Origin of the sequence: uncultured Chitinibacter sp. (assembly GCF_945957625.1) — a bacterium.
GTDB classification, from domain to species: domain Bacteria; phylum Pseudomonadota; class Gammaproteobacteria; order Burkholderiales; family Chitinibacteraceae; genus Chitinibacter; species Chitinibacter tainanensis.
The window spans coordinates 1-16,049 of the sequence record NZ_CAMFLP010000006.1 but is presented as its reverse complement, the minus strand read 5'-3'; the positions used below and the strand labels follow the sequence as shown (position 1 = coordinate 16,049).

The following is a 16,049-nucleotide window of genomic DNA, read 5'->3' as shown; positions in this document are numbered from 1 at the left end:
CGCGCGGCTTAGCGCCGGATTTTGGCGAGAAAGCGATCCAGGCTGCGGCCAAAAGCTTGCCGATCGCTGGCGCTAAAGGGCGCGGGGCCGCCCAGCTGTTGGCCGCTGCTGCGCAGGGTTTCCATAAAATCGCGCATATTCAGCCGCTCGCGGATATTTTCGGCGCTGTAAAATTCGCCGCGCGGATTGAGCGCCGCCACGCCATTGCCCACCACTTCGGCGGCCAGCGGAATATCGGCGGTAATCACCAAATCGCCGGGCAGGGCTTGGCTGGCGATCCAGTGGTCGGCCTCATCAAAGCCTTGTGCTACTTGCACCGCCCGAATCACTTTGGAAGGCGGCACCCGCAGTAGCTGATTGGCCACCAGCACCGTGGGCAATTGCAAGCGCTCGGCGGCGCGAAAGATGATTTCCTTAATCACCACCGGGCAGGCATCGGCATCGACCCACAGATGCGGTAGACGGGTATCTGGCGCTAGGGTTTGATCAGTATGGTCTGCTGGCATATACCCTGCTTATTTTCCGGCTTGGCGCTCGGCGATTTTTTTGCGAATCAGCGGCAGAGCGGCCAGCGCCGCTTTTTCGCCTTCGAGAATGGCGACATTTTTCTGATCAAAATCGCTAGGGCCAATTTTGCCTACTTTCGGGGTAATCACCACATCGGCGCGGGCCAGCTCTTGCTCACCCAGTTTTTGTCCCATGATCACAATGGCCTGATTCATCATGCCCAGCGTGCTGGTGGATGATTTGCCAGTGGCTTTGGCCGAGATATCTACCGCAATCACCAGATTGGCACCCAGCTCGCGGGCGGCATCCACCGGCACCGGGCTCACCACGCCGCCATCGACAAATTTGCGGCTGCCGATCACGGTGGGGACAAATATGCCGGGAATACTGCTGGACGCGCGCACCGCCTGGCCCACATTGCCCCGGCTAAAGACCACCCGCGCGCCGGTATCCAGATCGGTGGCCACGGCGGCGAAGGGCTTGGGCAATTTTTCAAATGGGCGGTTGCCGATTTGCTGATTCACATAATCTTGCAGCTTTTGGCCTTTCACGAGGCCGCCGCCAAGTAAATTCACATCGCGAATCTGGCTTTCATCCAGCGCCACGGCTTTTTCTTGCAGGGCAAAGGCATCCAGCCCGCTGGCATACAGGCTGCCCACCACGCTACCCGCGCTAGTGCCGGTCACAATATCGACCTTAATGCCATTAGCTTGCAGCATTTTAATCACGCCGATATGGGCAAAGCCCTTGGCTGCACCACCGCCGAGCGCGAGACCGATTTTCACGGGCGCCGGCGTAGGGGCCGGGCTAGGTGCGGGGGCTTTGTCATTGCTCGGGTTGGTGACGCAGGCGGCCAGCAGGCCGACGCTGGCGCACACGACGCTACGGCGCAGATAAATCAGGATGCTCACAAGGGGTTCTCCAGCAAATCTTGCAGATATTCAACCATGGCTAGCTGCCCATCGCAGCGCCATTTCACATCATATTGATACAGCCTCACCCCATACAGCCGCGTCGGGTCGTCGGCATAGGCCGGGCGCGGGTCTTGCGCCAGTACTTCGGTGATCAGCGCACGCAAATGCGGGAGGGTGCTGGCCGCCAGTTGGGCCTCGGCCTGCGGGCTAAAATACACTTGCAGTTGCGGCGGCGGGCCGGCCACAAAGCCGCCACGGGCGGCGGGCTGGCTTTCTACAAACGGAATATACGGCTTAATGTCGACAATTGGGGTGCCATTGACCAGGTCGACCCCGGCAAAGCGCAGGGTGGCGCCGGCGCTGCAGTCGATATCCACGAGCTGCACCAGCGATAAACCCAGCGAGTTGGGGCGAAACGGGCTGCGGCTGGCAAATACGCCAACCTTGGCGTTGCCACCCAGCCGCGGTGGGCGCACGGTGGGCGACCATTGGCCGGCCACTTCGTGAAAAATAAAGCTCAGCCACACATGGGAAAAATCAGCCAGGCCGCGCACGCATTCGGCGCGGTTATACGGCGGCAACAGCGTGAGGCTGCCGATGGCATGAGGCGCCAAGCTGGGCTGACGCGGGATGCCGAATTTATCGGCAAACGGCGTCGCCAGATAGCCCAGCGGCGAAAGGGTAAAGGTAGTCACGCGCGCATTGTGCCAAACTGCCGGCATTTCAGACAGCGCAGTTTTACCGCTGTGGTGTTACAGACTGTGCCACCAGATGGCGCCGATCACCAGTGGCGAAACCCAGGCACACACCAGTTTGAAGACCGGCAAGATACGCGCCGAGCCTTCGGCTTGCAGATCGCTCTGAATGCGTGACCAGATCGCCCAGCCGACAAACAGCGCCGACAGCAGCCCGCCGGCTGGCAGCATCAGATTGCTGGTGAGGTAATCCATCAGATCAAACACGGTTTTGCCAAACAGCAGCACATCTTTCATGGCGCCAAACGACAGCGCGGCCGGAATACTGAATACCCACACGCTCACGGCGCTAATCCAGGTGGCTTTGGGGCGGGCGAAGCCGAATTCATCCATCAGAAAGGCTACGATCGGCTCCAAAATCGATACAGATGATGTTAGCGCAGCAAAAATCAGCAACAGGAAAAACGCAATCGCAAAGCCTTGGCCAAACGGCATTTGCGCAAAAATCGCTGGCATGGTGATAAAGGTGAGCCCTGGCCCCGCACCCGGATTCACATTAAAGGCAAAGACTGCCGGCAACACCAACAGCCCGGCCAGCAGGCAGGCCAGCGTGGCCAGCGTGGTGATCCACAGTGAGGTTTTCGCCAGATTGGTGCCTGGCGCCACATATGAGCCGTAGGCAATCAGCAGCCCCAAGCCGACTGAGAGCGAAAACAGCGCCAGCCCCATTGCATCGAGCACAATCGCGGCGGTGAGCTGCGAGAAATCGGGTTGCACAAAATAGCGCACGCCTTCCATCGCTCCCGGCAAGGTCAGCGAGCGGCCAATCAAGACCAGCAAGAGGAAAAACAGCATCGGCATCAGCACTTTACTCCAGCGCTCGATGCCTTTTTCCACCCCCAGCAAGACCACCCAGGTGGTAACGCCCAGAAACAGCGTAGTGTAAATAATGGCCTGCAGCGGGTCGGCAATAAAGCGGGTAAACAGCTGCTCTAGCACCGCCACATCGCGGGTGATGGCTTCGCCGGTGGCCGATTGGTACAAGTAGGCAAAGGTCCAACCGCCCACCACCGAATAAAACGACAAAATCAGAAACGAGCACAGCACCGACAAGCGGCCTGCCCACGGCCATAGGCCGCCTTTGAGATTACGAAAAGCGGTAGTCGCGGATTTTTGTGCCGCCCGGCCAATCAGCATTTCGGCCAGCAGCATGCCGATGCCCACGGTAAATACGCAGGCCAGATACACCAGCAAAAAGGCGCCGCCGCCATTTTTGCCCGCCATATATGGAAACTTCCAGATCGCTCCCAGGCCCACGGCCGAGCCGGCGGTGGCCAGAATAAAGCCGAGTTTTGAACCCCAATTCGCACGAGACATACAGCACACATCCACAACAAAACAGCCACTTATCCGGCTGGCGGCACGCTTTTGCGCGCCCGATTGATCGGCAATAACCCAAGCCCGAGTGTGCCGGATTTACCGGCTGGCCTCTATTGCGAATAGTTCGTACAGCGAGCAGTGACGGTGCACGGGGCTGCACACTGTGTTTTCACGGGCTTTCTTAATTCTGTTAGCAGCTTCGGTTACAATGGCGGCTTTTCTTGCTTACCTTGCTGGAGTGCCCATGCCTGTGAATATCGCCCCCCTGGACCCCGCCGCACTGCATCCGGTTGCCGGTGTTGAAATCGGTATCGCTTCGGCAGGCATTAAAAAACCGGGCCGCAAGGATGTCACCGTGTTTCGCCTGGCACCAGGCAGCAAAGTGGCCGGCGTGTTTACGCTGAACCGTTTCTGCGCTGCACCCGTACGGCTTTGCCAGCAATACCTGCAGCAGTATACGGCTGGGGGCAAGGAAATTCGGGCACTGGTGGTCAATACCGGCAATGCCAATGCCGGCACCGGGGTGGATGGCTTGAATCGCGCCACCGCCATTTGCGCTGAGTTGGCCGCCAGCTGGGGCCTGGCCACCGAGCAGGTGTTGCCGTTTTCAACCGGCGTGATCCTGGAGCCTCTGCCGAGCGAGAAAATCATCGCCGCACTGCCTGAGGCTACCGCCGATTTGTCGCCCAGCAACTGGGCTGCAGCAGCCAGCGCGATTATGACCACCGACATCGTGCCCAAAGCCAGTAGCAAACAAATCCAGATCGGCGGCAAAACCGTCACGATTACCGGCATCGCCAAAGGCTCGGGCATGATTCACCCGAATATGGCCACCATGCTGGGCTATGTGGCAACCGATGCGGCGATTAGCCAGGATTTGCTGCCGGGCTTACTCAAGCACGCGGCCGATGTATCGTTTAACAGCATTACCGTCGATGGCGATACCAGCACCAATGACTCGTTCATCCTGATCGCCACCGGCCAGGCTGGCCATGCCGAAATCACTGCGGCCGACAGCGCCGAATTTGCCGCGCTGCAGGCGGCAGTGGTGGAAGTGTCGCAGTTTCTGGCACAGGCCATCGTGCGCGATGGTGAGGGCGCCACCAAATTCATCAGCATTAATGTTAGTGGCGGCGCGAGCTACGACGAATGCAAGGCGGTGGGCTATGCGATTGGCCGCTCGCCACTGGTGAAAACCGCGTTTTTTGCCTCTGACCCTAATCTGGGGCGGATTCTGGCGGCGATTGGCTACGCCGGCATTCAAGATCTGGATGTCGATCAGATCGAGGTGCGGCTCGATGACGTACTGGTCGCCAAAGATGGCGGCCGCCACCCCGATTACCGCGAAGAGCAAGGGCAAGCGGTGATGAATAAAGCCGAGATCGCAATCAATATCAATCTACAGCGCGGCGCGCACAGCGCCACGGTGTGGACCTGCGATTTCTCGTACGACTACGTGAAAATCAACGCCGAATATCGCAGCTAAGCTGGCCACGCTGAGTTGCCCCTCCGCCTTGCGTGGGTTGATCTGCATGCGCTTGGCGGCTAGGTGCTAAGACGTGCGCAGCGGTGTGCTAACGCCGTGTGGATGGGCTAAGTAAAAAGGATACCCTGGTGGGTATCCTTTTTTATTGCTTATAGAATAATGCTTTTCAGGCTATACCCCTGCAGGGCTGATTGGGCTGGCCGCTGGGGCGGGGCGGTTCTATAGTGAAGCATCTTCTGCGAGACGCGGCGCATGACCCAGCCCACGATTTCATCCTTGCTGCAGCCCATGGTGGCGCAAATCCACCGGCGGGTATTTACCGATCGCTTTGAAGCGTTTAACGATTGCGAGGCCGGTTTTCGCCTCGCGCGGGCGATGCACGATCATGCCGCATTTATCGCCATCGCGATTGATTATGGCTTGGTGATTGATCAGCACGGCTATCCGGATGCCAGTATCAGTATTTTGTATGAAGCGCTGCAGCTGGCGCAGAGCTATCACTTGTTTCAAGATGAAGCGCGCCTGCTGAATGTGATTGGCCGCGCGGTCTACACCCGGGCGGAATACCGGCGAGCGATGCAGGCCTGGGCACATTGCCTGGAAGTGGCGGCGCTGGCCGATGATCAGGTGAGCTGGACATGGGCCAAGCTGGGCATCGCGCAAATCTACGATGCGCTTAATGACAATCACACCGCCGTGATTTTGCTGCGCCAGGCTGAGGCCCGCGGGCGGCCGCTGGGCGACGATATGCTGTTGCTGAACATCTTGCTCAATCTTGGGGTGAATCTGTATCACATCGCCGATCTGCCTGCGGCATTGAGTGTGTATCAGGAATCTTTGCAGCTGGCGGAGCGCCTGCAACATCTGGATGATCTCGGCGAAATTTTATTCCGGATCGCCGAAGTCGAACTGGCGCAGCACAACATCGCTGCGGCTTTACAGCATCTGGATGAAGCGCAACGCATATGCGAGCAATCGCATCATATGTGGGCGCTGGCGAATATTCATGGCGTGCGCGCGCAGGCGCTGGCCGAGCAGGCTAAGTTGCAGGAAGCACTGCTGGAAGTCGCAGTCGGGATTGATTACGCCACGCGCTCCGGCTCGGCGCATATTCAAATGCGCTTGCTGGAATTGCAATCCACCCTGGCCGAGCGTAATCAAGATGCCAGCCTCACCTTGGCGGCGTACAAAGCCGCGATGGCGCTGCGCGAGCAAATCAGCCCGCATGATTACCGGCAGCAACTCACCGAGCTGGAAGACCTGGCCGGGCTACGCCCCAGCCCAGGGCGCATCTTGCTGGAGCTAGCCAATCACCCGCAGCTGGAGCATTGTGAGCTAGCGGCATTGGCGCAGCTCTTGTGCGAAACCGCTTGCCAAATCATGCCCAAGGTCTTGGCCCGCTATGCTGCATTTGAGCCGGATTTGCAGCAATTTTCAGTGATTTTTGGTCAAGTCGAGCTAGAACGGCTGGCCTTACCGCCGCGACTGCTCAATAGCCTGCGGCAGGGGGAAATGACGGTGGCGCATAATGCGCAACACCATCAGCTGACCTGGGAATGCTATGAGCGTTTGTTTCAGGCACGGCAGGTATTGTCGGTATTAATCGTGCCCTTGCGGCTGAACGAAAGCCTGTATGGTGCGCTGCTGATTGAGCATCCGGGTAGTATTAAAAACTGGTCGGTGGATGAAGTGCAGCAGGCCAATCAGCTAGCGATTATCGGCACCCGGGCGCTGGCCAATATTGAGCGGCAGATTTTTCAGGCCGATATTGCCCGCCTGAATGCCAAGCTGCAGCAGAGCAATACCGAGCTTGAGCAACGGGTGGTGGAGCGCACGCTGGAGTTGCAAAAAGCCATGGCTCACTTGGTGGAATCTGAAAAATTGGCCTCGCTGGGTAATCTGGTGGCCGGCTTTGCGCATGAACTGAACACCCCGCTGGGCACGACGCTCACCGCCGCGAGTACCTTGCTGGAGAAAAACCGCGAAATTCTGGGGGCGGTGAATGAGGGCGCGATGAAGCGTTCGCTACTGATGCAATATCTGGATGAAAGCAGCATGATCGCTGAGCTGGTCGAGCGCAACGCCCGCCGTGCCAGTAATCTGATCGCAAATCTGAAACAGGTGGCGGTGGATACCGCTTCTAGCAAGCGGCGCGATTTCGATTTGCGCCAAGTGATCGAGGAAACGATCGCCGCGCAGGCCGTCAATTTGCGGCATAAAAATGTGCGGATTGAAAACCGGATTCCGGCCGGGCTACAGTTGCTGAGCTACCCTGGGGCGCTAGAGCAAATTATTAGCAACTTTATTCATAACTCCTTGGTGCATGCCTTTACCCCAGAACAGGAAGGGCAGATTGTGCTGGATGGCCGGATGCTGAACGCTCAGCAAATTGAGCTAAGTTATCGCGATAATGGTTGCGGCATCCCCGACGCCATCAAAAAACGGGTGTTTGACCCCTTTTTTACTACCCGTTTTGGACACGGCGGTAGTGGTCTGGGCTTGTATCTGGTCTATTCGCTGGTCAATGGCACTTTGGGTGGCGTGCTAGAGCTGCAAGATGCACCCGCTGGTGGGGTATGGTTTAGCTTGCGCCTGCCGGTGGAAGCGCCGGCCGAGCAGGGGGCGCATGGCAGCCTGTATAGCGGTAGCTGATGCAGTGCTAGCGCTGCAAATGAAAACGGAGCCTCGCGGCTCCGTTGTTACTTCAATCATTCAGGGCTTGTTTTGGCCATACCTACCGATAAGGTTCCGCGATCTCCAATGCGAGATTTCTCTCGTCGTCGTGGTCTAATTTGGCAGGGTTTTTAAAGGCCCGGAACAAGTTCATCAACGCATCGTTGACCGTACTCGCTAAGCCTTCCATGAAGTTGATTCGCATAACGAACTCCTTGAAGGTTTCACTATCTACGTCGCTGATTTTGCTGACAGGTGCCGCCCCGTGTTTCCAACGGGCAGCTCGTTGCAGGAGTGTCGTCTCCTGCCTCGCCAGCACTGCGGTGCCGGCCTGTTGGCACAACCGTACGTGCTGCCGTAACCCCATTGTCACGGCAACGAAACCAATTTAGCACTTCGCCGCAGAGTTATACAAGTAGGGTTTACAGAAAAAACGGCCTTACATCATGCGTTTAGCGGCATGAACCTGACTGGCGTGCCCTGTAATGGGCAGCCCAGCGCTTGCAGGCGGGTGCGATTTTCATCGCTGAGTAAACTGGGGGGGAGGCGGACCAAGTAATCGGCAAAATTCTGAGCGCTATGCTCGCTCAGGTGAGGAATCAGGTGGTCAATAAAAAAGATGCGTGGCGCATCGCACAGCCGTGGTGAGAGCTGATTAAGGAGGGTAATCGGGGCGTCGCGCAGAAGATACCAATCCTGTTCATGTACAATCAGCGCATGCAGCAGCGCGCCCCAGCCAAGTTGGCCCACCACCGTTTGTGGTGATACCGCAATAATGCCGCAAACTAGCTCGGGTGCATGCAGCAAGGTATTAAGCTGCGTGAGGGTGCGCTGGCAATTGCTGTGCTGAATTTCAATCAGGTGCCGAAGCATGGCAGGCATAAAGCTGACGAATTGATACGATCAAAGCATTGCTTGTGGTTGGTGTTTTGCAAGTTAAATCAGAGATTTTTGATGATGAGCGTTAAGAAAGTCACTCGCGTCGCTGCCGGGATATTAGTACGCCCAGATGGACAGTTTCTACTCTCTAGCCGACCCGCCGGCAAAGTGTACGCAGGCTACTGGGAATTCCCCGGTGGCAAGCTAGAAGAAAACGAAAGCGCTTTGGCTGCGCTACAACGCGAATTGCATGAAGAGCTAGGTATTCGTGTAACTGCTGCGCGCCCCTGGATTTGCCAGCGATTTGAATATCCGCATGCCACGGTGGAATTGCGTTTTTTTATCGTCACGGCTTGGGAAGGCGAGTTGCATAGCCGCGAGGCGCAACAGTTTGCTTGGCTGCGGGTAGGGCAGCTGACGCAGTCGCCGATTTTGCCGGCCAATGGCCCAATCCTGCGCGGGCTGGCACTGCCCCAGCGTTTGCTGATTTCGCCGGGGGCCACCCTGCCAGCGGCGCAGTGGCTGACAAAGATGGCGCAATATTGGCAAGCCGAGCCGGCCTGGCTGGTGCTGCGCGAGCCGCAATGCTCGAAGGAAGAGTATCGAGCTTTGGTTACACAACTGCAGCAGATGCCACGGCCGCATGGCGGAAAACTACTGGTGCACGGCCCGCATAGTGCGAGTTATGCAGGTGAGGCCGATGGTTGGCATTTAACGTCGCTGCAATTAAGTGCGCTGGATCAGCGCCCGCGTGGTTTTAATTGGGTTGGCGCCTCTTGCCACAATGAGTCACAGCTGGTGGCAGCGAACCAATTAGGGCTTGATTACACTCTGCTTGGGCATGTGGCGAGTACCGCTAGCCATCCGCAGCAGCCTCCACTCGGATGGGAAGAGTTCACTCGCTTACTGGCCTTAGGCTGGGCAGCGCCGTGTTATGCGATTGGTGGGCAAAGTGTGAGCACGCTACCGCAAGCTCATGCTGCCGGCGCGCATGGGGTCGCGGTGCTGCGTGACGCGTGGATTAGCGAATGACAGCGCATAAGCAATGGTTGGCGTTGCTAGTGGCTGCGCTGGGCATGATTGGGCTTTATACCTGGCTTGGGCCGCGTAACGTGGCGGCTACGCCAGCGATACGCGTAGATTGCCCCAGTCTGGCTCAGGCGTGTGAGGTGCAACGACCTAACTTGCCAGCGATCCGCTTGCAAGTTATTGGCGGCGTGCCTGCGCAGGGGCAGTTTACCTTGCAACTCACCGGCGCCCAGCAGGCCGCGAGTGCCAGCTGGCAGATGAGCGGCATGGAAATGGGACCTAATCGCTATCAGCTACAAGCTCAAAGTGACGGCAGCTATCGCGCGAGTATGGCCTTACCCATGTGTACGCAGCAGCGCCACGATTGGGTACTGCAGCTAAATATTGATGGGCAGCTCATTGAAGTGCTGACCAGTGTGCCGGGCACTGGGCAAGGCGCAGTAAAATGAGCCACAATCAGGCCTAGATGTGGATTGGAGTGGGCAAGATGAAACGTGCACTTTTACTGTGTTTGCTGGCGGCTCCCGCGCTGGCGGGCAAAGTTTATCAATGGCGAGATGCCGATGGCCGGGTGTTTTATTCCGATCAGCCGCCGCCCAGTGTGCAATACACCGAGCGCAAAATCCGCCCCAATACTGTCGGGCAGGCAAGCCGGGCAAGTAGTGTTGATCAGGCTAACAATGAAACACAGGTGGTGTTGTGGGTGAGTGCGAGCTGTGAACCCGCCTGTTCACAAGCGCTAGAACTGCTGGATCGGCGTGGTGTGCAATATGATGTCCGCAATGTGGATCCGGCCAATGAAAAAAGTATGCTGGCTTTTTTCAACGTGGTCGGCACGATGCAGGCCCGCCCGCCCGTGCTGCAATTGGGCAAGGAAGTTTTGAAAGAATTTAATAGCCCGCTCTGGCAAGCCGCCTTGTCCAAGGCGGGCTATGGCATCAAAAATACACCAGCCAAAAAATAAGCCGGGCGCTGAGTGTCAATCCCGGCTAATGGTTTACTGCTGATTTAGCTCTTTGCTCACCGAGTATTTAGACCCTGCGACCGTCGCTTCGGCCATCAAGCCATTTTCGGTAATCTGATAGATATAAATTCCATCCGCGATGCGTTTTGCTCCCGCAATCCCTGCGCCTTTATCGTGCGCTTTGGCGGCTGCCGTAGCGGTTGCATCTGCTGCCCAGCCTTGTGTTATGAATTGCTCATAGGCTTTGGCATCGGTAAAGACCAGCACTTCACGGGTTTCTTTGCCACCCAATCCCAGACCGACTTTACCTTGCAACATGGTCATATAAGTCGCTTTGCCTTGCCGATAAGCCGCGCCTTCACCGCCGCCGGCCCCCAAGAAAAAGACCGTGACGCCACCGGTTTTAAAAACTGCATAACCCGCGGCTTTTGCAATTTGAGCTTTGGCTTGCGGGTACTTTTGATAAATCAACTTGAGCGTACTTTGCGTATTGCGATCAATATTGGCCCGCCGCTCAGCGGGCGTCGCCTGTTTGGCGCTGGTGCTGCTTGGGTTGGTAGGCTGTTCGGCGGCATACAGCGGGGTGATCAGGCTGACTGCAAGTAGGGGAAGGCACATGCGCTTTAACATGGAGGATCTCCTGTTAGTCGGTGAATAGTGAGTATCGTTAGCAAGCTTGGCTAAACCAACTGGAATATTCACATCATCGCTGCGCAATAAAACAAATCCATGACAAACTGACAAGACTGACACTGGTTTTACGATGAAACTGAGGCTGTAGTGTGAAGCGAATCATGCTTGCTGTCAGCCCAACTCCCCTTGGGAGGCATATTTCATGCACAATAAGGGGATTTTGTAATTAAACCCGCGTGTCATGAACTGAAGGCGCGGGTAAAGCTGGGTAATCACGGAATGAAAATTGCATGCTGGAATGTGAACTCACTCAAAGTTCGCTTACCGCAGGTCTTGGATTGGTTACAAGCCAATCCGGAGGTGACTGCGCTCTGCCTGCAGGAAACCAAAATGGATGATCCGGTCTTTCCGGCCGATGAAATTCGTGCGGCGGGATTTGAGGTCGCTTTTGCGGGGCAAAAAACCTATAACGGCGTGGCGATTATTGCCCGCGCACCGATTGAAGATGTGGTGATCAATATCCCCGGCTTTGATGATCCGCAAAAACGCGTGATCACGGCCACGGTTAATGGGGTGCGGCTGGTTGGGGCGTATATTCCTAATGGCCAGGATCTGGAATCGGATAAATACCCCTACAAACTGGCTTGGCTGAACGCGCTTACCGATTGGCTAGCCCAAGAATTACAGCAATATCCCCAGCTCGCTTTGCTGGGCGATTACAACATCGCCCCGGAAGATCGGGATGTGCATGATATAAAGAAATGGGCGGGTGGCGTGTTGGTGTCGCCTGCCGAGCGCGAAGCCTTTCAACGCCTGCTCGATCTTGGGCTGGTAGATAGTTTCCGTCTGTTTGAACAAGCTGAGAAAGCCTTTAGCTGGTGGGATTACCGGGGCTTTTCCTTTAAGAAAAATGCGGGCTTGCGGATTGATCACATTTTATTATCAACCGCCCTGGCCCCGCGCTGTACCGCCTGTGTGATCGATGTTGAGCCACGCAAGCATGAGCGTCCATCCGATCACACGCCGGTCGTGGCGACTTTAAACTGAGTACCCCATGGATAAAGCAAGATTACTTTCCGGCAGCAGCCTGTTCTGCCAACTGAGCTATCAAGAACTGGCCGAGCTGGCTGAGCACGCTCAGTCCCGCCATGTTCGCACCCGGCAGATCGTGCTGGCACAAGGTGAGCGCAGCGATGAAATGTATGCCGTACTGCACGGCCGGCTGAAAGTCACGCGCAGTAACACCGAAGGCCGCGAGCTGACGCTGGCCATTTTGGAAGCGGGTGAAGTGTTTGGTGAGCTGGCCATGCTGGATGGCGGCGTACGCACCGCTACCGTCGAGGCGCTCGAAGATTGCGAATTGCTGGTGCTGCAACGCGCAGTGGTGGATCAGTATCTGAACGCCCACCCGCTGGTGATGCGCTCGCTGATTCAGACATTGTGCGAACGTTTGCGGGCAGCGGATGAGCTGGTGCAAGACACTTTATTCCTGCCTTTGCCGCAGCGTCTGGCCAAAGTGCTGCGCCATCTGGCGCACAATCACGGTGATACCACTGAAGATGGCATTCGCATTGATTTGAAACTCACCCAGCAAGAGTTAGCTAATTTTGTTGGCGCCACCCGCGAGAGTGTCAACAAACAGCTGAGCGCCTGGGAGACCCAGGGTTGGCTCTCAATGCGCGGGGGGTATATCTTGCTAAGCAAGATGGATCAATTGCCTTAAGCGCATACCATGTAGGGTATCTTGCTGACCGAGGCGCTGTGACACCCCTCACATCCAGCCAGTGGCCCTTGCCGTAGTCTAGCGTCCGCTGCCAACTTTCTGCGTTGGCCCGGGCGCTTTTTTACGCCCCTTGCTGGCTGATCAGCGGTCTCAAATTGGTCTGTATTGGGTATTAACCCTAATATGTCTTGGCTTTGTGTTGTAGTAATGCAGTAGTTTTGATTTGTAATCTACGTAAGTTGACTACGAAAAACCGTCTCTGTCTAAATCTGCGCTGTAAGCAATATTGCTGAATTATTAAAAAATAAATAAGGGGATAAGCATGGTAGGTCGATCTGTATCACGTGCTTTGCTGACAGCAGTCTTGGTACTGGGTGTTGCTCACCCGGCGGCACAAGTTTTTAACCCAAGCTCAGGTGCGCCAGTGAATATTGATGACAGCGGGGTAGCGCTGCGTGGCTATGATCCAATGTCGTATTTCAGTGGCAAGCCGCAGGCCGGAGATAGCAGCCTGAAATTCAGCTATGAAGGTGCGACGTATTACTTTGCTAATCGCGACAATCTGAATAGATTCAAAGCCGACCCAGCGTAATACGCGCCGCGCTTTGGTGGTTTCTGCGCGCAAGCGGTCGCCAAAGAAAAGAAAGTCGATAGCGATCCACTGTCGTACAAAATTGTGGATGGCTATCTCTTTCTGACCGCAAAAAACGTGTACAAAGATTGGGTAGTGAACGTGGACGGCTACGTGAAGAAAGCCTGTGTGCTCTGGCCTAGTATCAAAAGCTTACCGCCCAATGTGCAGCGTGTCCTAAATTTTGTGTAAACGGTCATTTGGTAGGAAACTGCCGTATTGCCCGGAGACACCATGACGCCCCCAAAACACCCCATTCCTGATGAATTAATCACAGACCTGCTGGCCAACTACCAAAAACCCGAAGACCTCATCGGTGAGCAGGGTCTGCTCAAGCACCTGACCAAACTGATCGTCGAAAAAGCCCTCGATGTCGAAATGGCTGAGCATCTAGGTCATGGCAAAAACCAGCCAGTCAGCAACACCAGCGGCAATACCCGCAACGGGCGCAGCCGTAAAACGCTCAAAGGTGAATTCGGTGAACTGCCGATTGAAGTGCCACGTGATCGGCATGGCACTTTCGAGCCACAGCTCGTCGCCAAGCACCAGACCCGCTGGACTGGCTTTGATGACAAAATCCTCTCGCTCTACGCACGTGGCATGACGGTGCGCGAGATTCAGGCTCATCTGGAAGAAATGTATGGCACCGAGGTGTCGCCCAGCCTGATTTCATCGGTTACCGATGTGGTCATCGACGAAGTCAAAGCCTGGCAATCTCGGCCGCTAGACGCGGTTTATCCGATTACATATCTGGACTGCATTCATGTCAAAGTCCGCGAAGGTAGTGTGCGTGTCAAAGCGGTCTATTTGGCACTGGGCGTCAATATGGCGGGTGAGAAGGAGGTGCTAGGAATGTGGGTTGCTCAGACTGAAGGCGCCAAATTCTGGCTGCTGGTCGTCACCGAGCTGCGCAATCGCGGCGTGCAGGATATCTTCATTGCCTGCGTCGATGGACTCAAAGGCTTCCCCGAAGCGATTGAAGCGGTCTTCCCCAAAACAGCGGTGCAGCTGTGCATCGTGCATATGGTGCGTCACAGCCTGAATTATGTGTCGTGGAAACGGCGCAAAGCGGTGGCGGAAGACCTGAAGCGGATTTACCAGTCGGCGACGGTCGAGGAGGCCGAACAGCGGCTGGCTGAATTTGAAGCGCGCTGGGATGAAGAATATTTGCCGATCAGCCAATCCTGGCGGCGCAATTGGGCGCGGCTGATTCCCTTCTTTGACTTCCCGCCGGAAATTCGCAAGGTGATTTACACGACCAACGCGATTGAGTCGATGAACATGAGCCTGCGCAAGCTGATGAAAAACAGAGGCTCATTCCCGAGCGACGAAGCGTTGCTGAAATTGTTCTACCTAGCACTGCGTAATATCAGCCAAAAATGGACGATGCCACTGCGGGATTGGAAAGCGGCGCTAACCCGGTTTACTATCCAGTTTGAGGAACGACTTCCTCAGTAATCAACGAGGCCGATTTACACAAAATTCTGCACACCCTCGCTTTCGATAAGTGTGAAACCTCTCACATCCTCATCATTCATCTTCCCGTAGTCTAGCGCCCGATGCCAACCAACTGAGTTGGAGTGGGCACTTAAATTCACCATCTAGACGGTAGCTCAGCACTGCGAAAGTGGTGCTAATTAGGCGCAAACCCTAATATGATTTTGCTTTTTGTTGTAGTAATACAGCAGTTTTGATTTGTAATTAAAGCGAGTTGACTACGTAATTCTGTCTCTGGCTAAATCTGCTTCCGTAAGCAATATTGCTTAATTATTAAAAGATAAATAAGGGGGTAAACATGGTAGGTCGATCCGTATTGCAAGCTTTGCTGACGACTACGTTGGTTTTTGGTGTTGCGCAAACTTCTGCCTATGCCTTTAACCCGAGTTCAGGCGCTCCGGTGAATATCGATGAAAATGGGGTTGCCCTGCGTGGCTTCGATCCAATGTCGTATTTCAATGGCAAACCACAGCCTGGTGATAGCAGCCTGAAGTTTAGCTATGAAGGCGCCACGTATTACTTCGCCAACCGCGACAATTTGAATAAATTCAAAGCCAACCCAGCGCAATATGCACCACGCTTTGGTGGTTTTTGCGCACAAGCAGTGGCCAAAGAAAAGAAAGTTGACAGTGATCCATTGTCGTACAAAATCGTAGATGGCTATCTGTTTCTTACAGCGAAAAATGCCTACAAAGATTGGGTAGTGAATGTAGACGGTTACGTGAAACAAGCCTATGTACGTTGGCCTGATATCAAGAACGTTCCGCCAAAAGGACTCTGATATTTTCGCCTGAAGGTGGCATTAGAGGCTCGCTGCGTGGTGATATACCGCAGACCGAGCCTCAGTTTCTTCAAGCAAACTTTAAGTCGCAACTCGATCGAGTTCAGTAACCTCCTCCCTACAAACCGAGCGGTCTGACTTAGAGATCCCGGGCTTCAAGGTGCGCGAGCCGGAACTCGCTGGGAGTCCGGTCGCCCAGTGCGCTATGCGGCCTAAACTCATTGTAATCCTGTCGCCAACGTTCGATCTTGTCACGG

17 protein-coding genes are annotated in these 16,049 nt (G+C 55.5%); 10 read left to right on the top strand and 7 right to left on the bottom strand.

The genetic code is table 11. The features are described from left to right. Nucleotides 1-8 precede the first annotated feature (8 nt). Genes QV747_RS08695 through QV747_RS08680 form a run of 4 tightly spaced genes read right to left on the bottom strand, consistent with a single transcriptional unit; the run spans nucleotide 9 to nucleotide 3,493 of the window. Nucleotides 9-506 carry a YaiI/YqxD family protein gene (locus tag QV747_RS08695; RefSeq protein WP_273430903.1) on the bottom strand — a complete coding sequence of 166 codons (498 nt, stop codon included), beginning with the start codon at nucleotides 504-506 and terminating at the stop codon, nucleotides 9-11. A gap of 9 nt (nucleotides 507-515) precedes the next feature. Beyond that, the gene (locus tag QV747_RS08690; RefSeq protein ID WP_273430902.1) at nucleotides 516-1,418 is read right to left on the bottom strand and encodes a patatin-like phospholipase family protein; all 903 of its coding nucleotides are present in this window, start codon (nucleotides 1,416-1,418) and stop codon (nucleotides 516-518) included. After that, nucleotides 1,415-2,143 (bottom strand): tRNA (N6-threonylcarbamoyladenosine(37)-N6)-methyltransferase TrmO, encoded by a 729-nt coding sequence (gene tsaA, locus QV747_RS08685; RefSeq protein ID WP_273430901.1) that lies wholly within the window; start codon nucleotides 2,141-2,143, stop codon nucleotides 1,415-1,417. Before tsaA ends, QV747_RS08690 begins: the two co-directional genes overlap by 4 nt. A 30-nt stretch (nucleotides 2,144-2,173) precedes the next feature. Further along, the gene (locus QV747_RS08680; protein ID WP_047393493.1) at nucleotides 2,174-3,493 is read right to left on the bottom strand and encodes a sodium-dependent transporter; all 1,320 of its coding nucleotides are present in this window, start codon (nucleotides 3,491-3,493) and stop codon (nucleotides 2,174-2,176) included. Between the two features lie 247 nt (nucleotides 3,494-3,740). Here QV747_RS08680 and argJ point away from each other — a divergent pair, with 247 nt between their 5' ends. Continuing rightward, nucleotides 3,741-4,982, top strand: coding sequence for a bifunctional glutamate N-acetyltransferase/amino-acid acetyltransferase ArgJ (gene argJ, locus QV747_RS08675; protein ID WP_273430900.1), 1,242 nt, complete (start codon nucleotides 3,741-3,743; stop codon nucleotides 4,980-4,982). Between the two features lie 252 nt (nucleotides 4,983-5,234). Beyond that, nucleotides 5,235-7,634, top strand: coding sequence for an ATP-binding protein (locus QV747_RS08670; RefSeq protein ID WP_273430899.1), 2,400 nt, complete (start codon nucleotides 5,235-5,237; stop codon nucleotides 7,632-7,634). Nucleotides 7,635-8,099: 465 nt separating this feature from the next. On the opposite strand, the gene QV747_RS08665 is transcribed toward QV747_RS08670, so the two are convergent. Then, nucleotides 8,100-8,537 carry a hypothetical protein gene (locus tag QV747_RS08665; RefSeq protein WP_273430897.1) on the bottom strand — a complete coding sequence of 146 codons (438 nt, stop codon included), beginning with the start codon at nucleotides 8,535-8,537 and terminating at the stop codon, nucleotides 8,100-8,102. Between the two features lie 72 nt (nucleotides 8,538-8,609). On the opposite strand from QV747_RS08665, the gene QV747_RS08660 reads away from it, so the two are divergent. The 3 genes from QV747_RS08660 to QV747_RS08650 are packed head-to-tail and all read left to right on the top strand — an operon-like array spanning nucleotide 8,610 to nucleotide 10,527. Beyond that, entirely contained in the window at nucleotides 8,610-9,566 is a 957-nt protein-coding gene (locus tag QV747_RS08660) for a Nudix family hydrolase (protein ID WP_273430896.1), read from the top strand. Then, nucleotides 9,563-10,012: a hypothetical protein gene (locus tag QV747_RS08655; RefSeq protein WP_273430894.1), complete on the top strand. Its 450-nt coding sequence runs from the start codon at nucleotides 9,563-9,565 to the stop codon at nucleotides 10,010-10,012. Before QV747_RS08660 ends, QV747_RS08655 begins: the two co-directional genes overlap by 4 nt. Before the next feature lie 38 nt (nucleotides 10,013-10,050). Next, nucleotides 10,051-10,527, top strand: a complete 477-nt coding sequence (locus QV747_RS08650; RefSeq protein ID WP_028449220.1) for a DUF4124 domain-containing protein — start codon at nucleotides 10,051-10,053, stop codon at nucleotides 10,525-10,527. A gap of 33 nt (nucleotides 10,528-10,560) precedes the next feature. Here the strand turns inward: QV747_RS08650 and QV747_RS08645 are convergent, their stop codons facing one another. Further along, the gene (locus QV747_RS08645; protein WP_273430892.1) at nucleotides 10,561-11,157 is read right to left on the bottom strand and encodes a YSC84-related protein; all 597 of its coding nucleotides are present in this window, start codon (nucleotides 11,155-11,157) and stop codon (nucleotides 10,561-10,563) included. A gap of 282 nt (nucleotides 11,158-11,439) precedes the next feature. Here QV747_RS08645 and xth point away from each other — a divergent pair, with 282 nt between their 5' ends. The 5 genes from xth (at nucleotide 11,440) to QV747_RS08620 (ending at nucleotide 15,792) form a co-directional block, all read left to right on the top strand. Next, nucleotides 11,440-12,207, top strand: coding sequence for an exodeoxyribonuclease III (gene xth / locus QV747_RS08640; RefSeq protein ID WP_273430890.1), 768 nt, complete (start codon nucleotides 11,440-11,442; stop codon nucleotides 12,205-12,207). 7 nt (nucleotides 12,208-12,214) lie between these two features. Then, a complete protein-coding gene (locus QV747_RS08635; RefSeq protein ID WP_028449223.1) occupies nucleotides 12,215-12,883 on the top strand; it encodes a Crp/Fnr family transcriptional regulator in 669 nt (222 codons plus the stop codon). A 322-nt stretch (nucleotides 12,884-13,205) separates the two neighbouring features. Then, nucleotides 13,206-13,475: a hypothetical protein gene (locus QV747_RS08630; protein ID WP_273430888.1), complete on the top strand. Its 270-nt coding sequence runs from the start codon at nucleotides 13,206-13,208 to the stop codon at nucleotides 13,473-13,475. Between the two features lie 273 nt (nucleotides 13,476-13,748). Then, on the top strand, nucleotides 13,749-14,972 hold the full coding sequence (locus tag QV747_RS08625; RefSeq protein ID WP_273430886.1) for an IS256 family transposase: 1,224 nt from the start codon (nucleotides 13,749-13,751) through the stop codon (nucleotides 14,970-14,972). Between the two features lie 355 nt (nucleotides 14,973-15,327). After that, on the top strand, nucleotides 15,328-15,792 hold the full coding sequence (locus tag QV747_RS08620) for a YHS domain-containing (seleno)protein (RefSeq protein WP_273430885.1): 465 nt from the start codon (nucleotides 15,328-15,330) through the stop codon (nucleotides 15,790-15,792). 139 nt (nucleotides 15,793-15,931) lie between these two features. Here QV747_RS08620 and QV747_RS08615 read toward each other — a convergent pair. After that, nucleotides 15,932-16,049 (bottom strand): integrase core domain-containing protein (locus QV747_RS08615; RefSeq protein ID WP_288791500.1); only part of this gene is annotated, 118 nt, incomplete at its 5' end.

Excerpts from the sequence above, each read along its gene's own strand:
- QV747_RS08695 (WP_273430903.1), bottom strand. The coding sequence starts at position 506 with ATGCCAGCAGACCATACTGATCAAACCCTAGCGCCAGATACCCGTCTA.
- tsaA (WP_273430901.1), bottom strand. The coding sequence starts at position 2,143 with ATGCCGGCAGTTTGGCACAATGCGCGCGTGACTACCTTTACCCTTTCG.
- QV747_RS08680 (WP_047393493.1), bottom strand. The coding sequence starts at position 3,493 with ATGTCTCGTGCGAATTGGGGTTCAAAACTCGGCTTTATTCTGGCCACC.
- argJ (WP_273430900.1), top strand. The coding sequence starts at position 3,741 with ATGCCTGTGAATATCGCCCCCCTGGACCCCGCCGCACTGCATCCGGTT.
- QV747_RS08670 (WP_273430899.1), top strand. The coding sequence starts at position 5,235 with ATGACCCAGCCCACGATTTCATCCTTGCTGCAGCCCATGGTGGCGCAA.
- QV747_RS08665 (WP_273430897.1), bottom strand. The coding sequence starts at position 8,537 with ATGCCTGCCATGCTTCGGCACCTGATTGAAATTCAGCACAGCAATTGC.
- QV747_RS08660 (WP_273430896.1), top strand. The coding sequence starts at position 8,610 with ATGATGAGCGTTAAGAAAGTCACTCGCGTCGCTGCCGGGATATTAGTA.
- QV747_RS08655 (WP_273430894.1), top strand. The coding sequence starts at position 9,563 with ATGACAGCGCATAAGCAATGGTTGGCGTTGCTAGTGGCTGCGCTGGGC.
- QV747_RS08650 (WP_028449220.1), top strand. The coding sequence starts at position 10,051 with ATGAAACGTGCACTTTTACTGTGTTTGCTGGCGGCTCCCGCGCTGGCG.
- QV747_RS08645 (WP_273430892.1), bottom strand. The coding sequence starts at position 11,157 with ATGTTAAAGCGCATGTGCCTTCCCCTACTTGCAGTCAGCCTGATCACC.
- xth (WP_273430890.1), top strand. The coding sequence starts at position 11,440 with ATGAAAATTGCATGCTGGAATGTGAACTCACTCAAAGTTCGCTTACCG.
- QV747_RS08635 (WP_028449223.1), top strand. The coding sequence starts at position 12,215 with ATGGATAAAGCAAGATTACTTTCCGGCAGCAGCCTGTTCTGCCAACTG.
- QV747_RS08630 (WP_273430888.1), top strand. The coding sequence starts at position 13,206 with ATGGTAGGTCGATCTGTATCACGTGCTTTGCTGACAGCAGTCTTGGTA.
- QV747_RS08625 (WP_273430886.1), top strand. The coding sequence starts at position 13,749 with ATGACGCCCCCAAAACACCCCATTCCTGATGAATTAATCACAGACCTG.